Genomic DNA, 7599 nt, shown 5'->3' with positions numbered 1-7599 from the left:
TTGTGGGAGCGGCTTCAGCCGCGACGCGCGGTGGTGTGAGCAGCGTTGTTGTCTTCGGACACCATCGGGACTGAAGCCCACTCACAACGCACCGCCGTATCGTCGTGCGCGTGTGGCGACACGACGCTGGGAAACCGCTGTTGCGATTCCCCAATCCCCGCCTCAACCCGCCAACGCCTCCAGCGAATCGCGCTCGATACCGGCGTAGATGGCGAACTCGTCGTGCACCGTCGCGCCCAGCGCCTGCTCGAACGCGGCGCGGTTGGCGTGCGCGGCGTAGGCGCGCTGTTCGCCGCCGCCGAGGTTGGACTGGAAGATGCCGGCGGCGCTGACCGGCAGGAAGTCCTCGTAGACGATCGGGTCGGCGCTGGCCAGGCCGTCGGCGATCAGCGCTTCGGCCGGCTTCCCGGCCAGGGCCGCAGCGCCGGCGGCGCGACCGGCATCGGTGAGGGCGTAGCGGAAATAGCCCAGGCCCTCGCGACGCAGGGTGGCGTAGTCGTCGGGGAAATCGGCGAACGCGGCCTGCAGGCGCGTGGCGTAGTCGGCACCGGCGCTGCCGTCGGCGGCGCGTGCGCGTTCCAGCAGCGCGTCGTACAGCGCGCGGCCCTTCGGCGTCAGGGCCAGGCCGCGCTGCTCGATCTCGCCGAACCGCGCGGTGTGGGTGCCGGCCTCGGCGCCGTCCGCGCCCGCGGGGAAGCGCACGGTTTCCTCCAGCGCCTTGAAGCTGGTCTGGCGCAGCAGGATCGGGCAGGCGCGACGCGGCGGGCCTTCGATCACCGCCTTGGCGTCGATGCCCCGGCGCAGCATTTCCGCCTGCGCCGCGTCGATGTCCAGGGTGCGCGGGGTCAAGTGGTTGATGTGCGGGCCATGGAAGCTGACCACGTCGGCGATCAACTTGTGCGCTTCGCTCAGCGCGCGGTAGGTCGGCAGGCTCACGGTCGCGTCGCTGTGCCAGCGGAAGGTCTCCAGCGCCTCGGCGACGAAGCGCTGCGCGTCGGCGTCGCCCAGGCCGCCGTCGCGTTCGCACTGCGCGATCAGCGCGAGCGCGCCGTCGGTGAAGATGCGCCGCTTGGCGAGGATCTGCGCGGCCTGTTCGCGCAGTGCCGGGTCCTCGATCAGCTCCAAGCGCAGCAGCGAGGTGAACACGCGGAATGGATTGCGCGCCAACGCCGCGGCATCCAGCGGGCGGAACGCGGTGGAGTGCACCGGCACCCCGGCCACCGACAGGTCGTAGTAGCCGACCGGCGCCATGCCCATCACCGCGAACAGGCGGCGCAGCGTGGCCAGTTCCTCGGCGGTGCCGACGCGGATCGCGCCGTGCCGCTCCTGGTCCAGGCGCGCGCGTTCGTCGTTGCGCTGCAGCTGCGCCTCCAGTGCCGGGTCCGCAGCCAGGGTCTGCGCATTGACCTGCGCCACCAGCTCCATCAGCGTGCCATACAACGGCACCTCGGTGCGGTACATGTCGGACATGGCCTGCGCGAACAGGCTGCGGATAGCGTCGGGCGAAACGAAGGCGTTGGTCATCGGGCGGTCCGGAGCGGCGGTGGCGCCGGCAGCAGGACCGGCAGAACGCCTATTCTCGCGCCGCGGCGGCGGCGCGGCCAGTGTGGATGAATGGGCGGCGCGTATCGGTGCGGCGCGGGCGCGGCCGGCACCGCTGTCTCCTTCTCCCGCCGGGAGAAGGTGCCCCGCAGGGGCGGATGAGGGTCCGGGCGCAGCCTCGTGCACCCAAACTGCCTGGAGCGCTGCGCGCCCCGACCCTCACCCCAACCCCTCTCCCGGGGGAAGAGGGGCTTGTGTGTGCTGACGTTGGTGCATACCGGTGCCTGCATGCCGTGCAGGGCCACGGGAGGTTCGCGCAAAGACATGGGCGAACGTGCAGGCGGCCGCTCTGTGTCGTTGTGCTCCCCCGCGCTTATTGCGTGCGCGTGGATCCGTCCTGGGGCTGCGTCGCAGCGCGGTCGCGGGTGGCGCGGTCGCCCAGCTGCCGGCGCAACAGCGCGTCCAGCACGATCGGCCGATCCCAGTGGTCGTAGCTGGCGACGATGGCATGGCGCAGCGCGCGGTAGGCCAGCGAACCGGGCGGCGCGTCCATGTCGCTCGCCACCGCTGCCCAGCCGGCCGGAACGCCGGCCGCGGTGCGTGCGCGCACCACCTCGCGGTAAGGCCGTCCCGCGGCCTTGGCCAGGAACGCGGCGACATAGACATCGCGCGGCGGCCAGCGCCGATCGCGCAGCAGCACCTCGGCATAGCCGCGCGGCATCTGCGCGTAGCGCGCGACCTCGTCGAGGAAACTGTCGGGGTAGCGCGCGGCGTAGCGGTCGATGTCCAGCAACTGCCGATCGATCCAGGCATCGTCGGTACCGGGCACCTCGACCGGTGCCGTTTCCCCGCTCTCGGAGGCAGGGGCGCGCGCGGGCGTCCCCTGCGCCATGGCCGGGCCGGCAGCCAACAGGGCGGCGCTCAGTAACAGACCGGCAGGAGACGGAAGCGGAGGCATGCGTCGATTCTGCCGGAGGCAGTGGGCGCTGTCAGCGCGGCGAGCTGACAGCGATGCCCACCGCAGACTCGGCGATGTCGCGGCTGAAGCCGCTCCTATGCGACACCGCCAGCGGCCGGTGATGCCAACGCCGCAGGGCGAGGGTTCCACTCAACCTCGCTGCAGGCTCGCCGCATGCCGGTTGAGATCGGCCACCGCCTGCGGCCAGTCCGCGGCCGCGGCCACTTCGCGCAGGCGCGGTTCGTCGGCCGACAGCCCGTGCTCGGCCTCGTGCGCCCAGGTCGTGGTGTACGGCGTGTGGATGCCCCAGCCGCCGAGCGCGATCACCGGCTCCACGTCCGAACGCAGCGAGTTGCCGATCATCACGAAGCGCTGGGCGCCGATACCGAACTCGGACAGCACCTTGGCGTAGGTCTTGGGGTCCTTCTCCGACACCACCTCGATGCGCGGGAACAGGTCGCCCAGGCCGGACTGCGCGATCTTGGCTTCCTGGTGGAACAGGTCGCCCTTGGTGATCAGCACGATCTCGAACTCGGCGGCGATCGCCGCCACCGCCTCGCGCACGCCGGCGATCACCTCCACCGGATGCTGCAGGGTGGCGCGGCCGATCTCGACGATGCGCCCGATGTCGTGCGCGGAAATGCGCGCCTCGGTCAGCTCGATCGCCGCCTCGATCATCGACAGGGTCATGCCCTTCACGCCATACCCGAAGACCTTGAGATTGCGGCGCTCCACCGCCAGCAGATGCTGCAGGGTGCCGGCGTCCTGCAGGTCCAGGTACTGGCCGAGGATGGCTTCGAATGCGGCCTCGGCGTCGCGGTAATAGTCCTCGCTCTTCCACAGGGTGTCGTCGCCGTCGAAACCGACCAGGGCGATGGGAGAGGAACGCAAGGCGGTAGGTGTCGGCATCATCCGCCAAGCATAGCAGCGGGTCGCCGACCAATAGACGACGGGCACTGCCCTGAAGCACAACGCACGACGGCGGCCCAAGGCCGCCGTCGTGGTGCTCCAGGGTCGGCCCCGGCCAGGCGGCGCGCGTCCTCATCGCCGCGCGACCGCCGTGCCGGTACCGCTCCCGTTACTGGCCGCCGTTGCTGTCGCTGCCGGTCGCCGCGCCGCCCTGCTGCTTGGCGACGTAGGCCTTGTACTCGTCCGGGGTCAGCTTGCCGTCGTGGTTGGCGTCGGCCTGCGCGAAGATCTGGCTGAGGCCGGCGTTGACCTGCGCTTCCTGCTTGCTGATGGCGCCGTCCTTGTCGGCGTCCACGTCGGCCCAGGTCTGGGCGCCGCCGGAGGCCGCGCCGGCCTGCCCGCTCTGGCCGGTGGCGCTGGTGGACGACTGCGTCTGCGCCTGCGCGGCGGCATCGGCCTGCGCGTCCTGGGCGAACGCCGGCAGGGCCAGCGCAGCGGCGAGAAGGGCGGCGGTACCGATCAGCGGGGTGCGGGTGCGAATGTTCATGGGTGGATTCTCCTTGGCTCTCTCGGTGTGGCATGTCCGGTCGATTCCGGAACACGGCGCTACCGTGCCGGTCTCAGACTGAATCCATTCCCTGTCGAAATCTGCTGCAAAACGCTTCGTTAACCACGACGTCTGCGCAGCGCGCTACCGCACTGGTTAGGATTCCGTCAGCAAGCAGTAAGGCGTCCATTCGAGACGTTTGAATTGCAGAAAGAAAACGTCTGTTTCACCGTGTTTCGTGACCGCCGTCGCCGGCGTTTTCGCTTGAACGCGCCCTGAATACGACCCACGCCAGGGCCACGCCGGAGAGGGCGCCGGCCACTTCCAGCACCACCCGCGAGCCCAGTTCGTCCGGATCGTGGATGCTGGCCAGGGCGATGCGCGCATACAGCGGCGACTCCAGGCGCACGATGCTGGTGTAGAACAGGTTCCAGCAGTCGATGCCGGCCGACACCGCCACCGCGATCAGGCAGGCGCCGCCGAGTTGCTGGCCCTCGGACCAGCCCAGCCGCCGGCCCAGCCATTGCCACAGCGCATACACCAGGAAGCCGACCGCCAAGGCGATCAGCCCGGCTTCCAGCGAGCCCAGCAGGCCGAAGTGCAGCGGCAGGTTCATCGGGTGTCCTCGGTCGGCAAGGCCGCAAGTCTAGAGGGTGTCGCGCATCGGCGTACGAGGCACCGCGCCGGCATCCTGATCAACTGGCGTTTTCGGCGATCGCGCTCACCACCGGCGCGCCGTCCTCGTCCCAGCGCACCGTCATCAGCATCGGCTTGCAGCACACCTGGCAGTCCTCGACGTACTGCTGCACGTCCACCGACGGATCCAGGGCGACATCGATCCACTCGCCGCAGTAAGGGCATTGCAGGTCGACGAACTGGTGCGTGCCGGTCATGGGTGGTCCGTGGCGAAGACGAGGAGGCGCTAGCGCACCGGCACGTCGAAGGCGACGCCGGGGCTGGGCTCGGGCTGGAAGGTGTAGTGCCACCATTCCATCGGATAGTTGACGAAGCCGCGCGCGGCCATCGCCTTCAGGAGTTGCTGGCGATGCCCGCGCTGGGTGGCGTCGATGGCCGGCGTGTCGGTGTGCGCGCTGGGGTCGAAGAAGTCGAAGCCGGTGCCCATGTCCACTGCGCGGCAAGCGCCCTGGCGGCAGTCCAGCAGGCCCAGATCGACGGTGGCGCCACGGCTGTGGCCGGAGCGTTCGGCGATGTAGTCGCCGAGCAGCACGCCCTTGTCGAGCTTGGGGTAGTAGCGCGCCTTGGCGACCTGATCCTGCGGATCGCGCGCCCAGGCGACGAAGGCGCGGACCGAGCGCTGCGGCCGATAGCAGTCGAACACCTGCAGGCGGTAGCCCTTGGCCTGCAGGTCGCGTTGCACCTGCGCCAAGGCCTTCGCGGCCGGCGCCAGCAGATAGCACTTGGGTGCGTCGTAGCCGGGCACCGGGCGACCGGTGAAGTTGTCGTGGCCGGCGTAGCGGATGTCCATCGCGATGTCCGGCGCCAGCGTGTGCACGTCGACCAGTCCCGCCTGTTCCGGCGTGGTCGCCGGCGAGGTGGTCGGTTCCACCGCGAACGTGGCAGGCACGACGGCGAACGCGAGCGTCAGGCCCACTGCGCGCAGTGCGCCAGCCCGGCGCCCGGGGCGCGACGAAGAAAGGTGGCGGCAGAAGCGGTCATGCGACATGTGTGCAGCATAGGCCATGGCCGCGGCCGCTGTCCTGCCGCGCGCCTGCCACGACGCGCGATGCGAACTGCGCAAGGCAGGGCGGCCAGCGGCGCGTGCCGATGACCGCCCTGCGCGGGGCGACTCAGCGCCCGGGGGCTTGCGCCTGGGTCTGGGTGCGCTGCTGGTCCTGCACCTGCCGCTCCTGCGCCTGGCGCTGGGTCTCGGCCGCCAGTTGCTGCTGGCTCTGCTCCAGCGGCACGGTCGCCGCCTGCTGACGGTCGACATACGCGCGATGCACGTCGTGCGCGTTCTCCGGATTGCGCTGCACCGCGATCATGCCGCGGCCATCGGTGCTTGCGACCAGATCGTCGATGCGCGACATGCCGCTGACCTTGGCCTCGAACGCCAACTGCCCGGCCGCACGCTGCATGGACTCGCGGTCGCCGTAGCCACCGTTGCGCCCGTGCTTTTCCAGCTGCGCGACCGCCTGGTCGAACAGCGGACTGTCGCGCCGCAGTTGCTCCACGCCCTGCTGCCGCTGCACGCTGCGGTCGAGCGCGCCCAGCGTCTCCGGGCCGGCCTTGCCGTCCACGCCCTTCAGGTGCTGGTCCTGCTGGAACTTCTCCACCGCCGCTTCGGTCTTCGGGCCGTAGGTGCCGATCGCATCCTTGGCCTCCAGGTAGCCGAGCGTGGCCAGTTTCTCCTGCAGGCCCTTCACCGCCTCGCCCTGCGCATTGCGCGCCAGCACGCCGTTGTGCGCGGCCGGCTCGCGATGGCCGTCGTGCGACTTCGGCGCGGTGTGCCCGTCGCGCTGCTCGCCGGGCTTGGCCACGGTCTTGCCGAGGTCGGCCAGCTTGAGCAGGTCGGCCTTCTCGTTCTCGGCGCGGTTCTCCAGCGAGTCCAGGGTCTTCTGCTTGTGCACGCGCGGGAACAGCTCCTTGACGTGCTCGGCCTTGTAGTCCTGCACCGCGCTGACGATCTCCTTGTCGGAAATCTTGGACAGATCCGCCTGCTTGCCGAACTTCTCTTCCATGGCGCGCAGGAACACGCCGGACCCGCCCGGCTTCTTGTCGCTGCCCGGACCGTACTGGACCGCGGTGCTCCACATCGCGTCCTGCACCGCCGGGCCGCGGTCGGACAGGTCCATGCCCTTGTCCTTGAGCCGGTCGACCAGTTTGTCGAAGTGGGTGCGCTTGATGTAGTCGTGCTGTTCCTGGCCGAAGCCAGGGTCGGTCTTGGCCAGTTCCTTCCACTTGGCGCTGAACTCGGCGGAACCCGGCTTGAGGCCGGCGAAGTCGTCGCTGTACTTGCTGTCCTTGACGAACGCGGCGACGGTGCCGCCGTTGATGACCTTGCCCTCACGGGTCGTCGTCTGCGAGGTCATCTGGTACGAGCCGTAGGACACGCCGCCCGGGTCGTCGACGCCGGAGGACACGGTCGACGCGCCGCGGCCGCCGGTCTCGTAGTGCTTGGAGGTCTGGCCCAGTTCCCAATCCTTGTCGCTCATCGCGTTCTCCTTGGCAGGACGCGCGGCGTGGAAGGCGCCGCGCGTCGGGTTCGATACAGGGGTGGTCAGTGCGCTTCGAGTTCGTCGGCGCGGTGCGCGGTCATTTCCAGCCGGCATTCGGCCGCATCCACGCGCTCGGCCTGGCCGCCGTCCGGATCGGCGACACACTTTTCGTCGCGCTCGGCGATCCACTTGCGCTGCCGCTCGCGCAGCGCGTGCTGCTCGGCCTCACTCAGTTTGGCCATCGCCGCCTTGTAGGCGGTGTTGAGGCGCTGGTCCTGGTAGGCGTGTTCGTCGGAAATGCAGTCCAGCATCGCCGGGGTCGCGCCGCCGGCGGCGGTGATGCAGGTGTCGTAGGACGGTCGCAGCACGGGGGAATCTCCTGAAGCGGTGGAAGGGGCGGTCGCCGGAGCCGATGCAACCGGTGTGGCCGCGCCCGCATCGGCCTGGGTACCGGCATCGTGCGCGGC

At 69.9% G+C, this 7599-nt stretch carries 9 protein-coding genes; all 9 read right to left on the bottom strand.

What is annotated here, in order from left to right:
- Positions 1–162 precede the first annotated feature (162 nt).
- A complete protein-coding gene (locus D588_RS0113805) occupies positions 163–1524 on the bottom strand; it encodes a VOC family protein (RefSeq protein WP_017916401.1) in 1362 nt (453 codons plus the stop codon).
- A 391-nt stretch (positions 1525–1915) separates the two neighbouring features.
- Positions 1916–2500: a hypothetical protein gene (locus D588_RS0113800; RefSeq protein WP_026143704.1), complete on the bottom strand. Its 585-nt coding sequence runs from the start codon at positions 2498–2500 to the stop codon at positions 1916–1918.
- Positions 2501–2650: 150 nt separating this feature from the next.
- A complete protein-coding gene (locus D588_RS0113795) occupies positions 2651–3409 on the bottom strand; it encodes an HAD family hydrolase (protein ID WP_043084906.1) in 759 nt (252 codons plus the stop codon).
- 169 nt (positions 3410–3578) lie between these two features.
- The gene (locus tag D588_RS0113790) at positions 3579–3956 is read right to left on the bottom strand and encodes a hypothetical protein (protein WP_017910738.1); all 378 of its coding nucleotides are present in this window, start codon (positions 3954–3956) and stop codon (positions 3579–3581) included.
- 226 nt (positions 3957–4182) lie between these two features.
- Positions 4183–4572, bottom strand: a complete 390-nt coding sequence (locus D588_RS0113785; RefSeq protein WP_017916398.1) for a membrane protein — start codon at positions 4570–4572, stop codon at positions 4183–4185.
- A 79-nt stretch (positions 4573–4651) separates the two neighbouring features.
- Positions 4652–4849 carry a CPXCG motif-containing cysteine-rich protein gene (locus tag D588_RS0113780; RefSeq protein ID WP_010340161.1) on the bottom strand — a complete coding sequence of 66 codons (198 nt, stop codon included), beginning with the start codon at positions 4847–4849 and terminating at the stop codon, positions 4652–4654.
- A 29-nt stretch (positions 4850–4878) separates the two neighbouring features.
- Entirely contained in the window at positions 4879–5568 is a 690-nt protein-coding gene (locus D588_RS0113775) for a M15 family metallopeptidase (RefSeq protein WP_017916397.1), read from the bottom strand.
- Positions 5569–5764: 196 nt separating this feature from the next.
- A complete protein-coding gene (locus D588_RS0113770) occupies positions 5765–7129 on the bottom strand; it encodes a peptidoglycan-binding domain-containing protein (RefSeq protein WP_017916396.1) in 1365 nt (454 codons plus the stop codon).
- A 65-nt stretch (positions 7130–7194) separates the two neighbouring features.
- On the bottom strand, positions 7195–7500 hold the full coding sequence (locus D588_RS0113765; protein WP_017910734.1) for a lysozyme inhibitor LprI family protein: 306 nt from the start codon (positions 7498–7500) through the stop codon (positions 7195–7197).
- Positions 7501–7599 lie beyond the last annotated feature (99 nt).

This window comes from Xanthomonas sp. SHU 308 (assembly GCF_000364645.1).
Lineage (GTDB): Bacteria > Pseudomonadota > Gammaproteobacteria > Xanthomonadales > Xanthomonadaceae > Xanthomonas_A > Xanthomonas_A sontii.
This window is presented reverse-complemented; position numbering and strand designations above follow the sequence as displayed.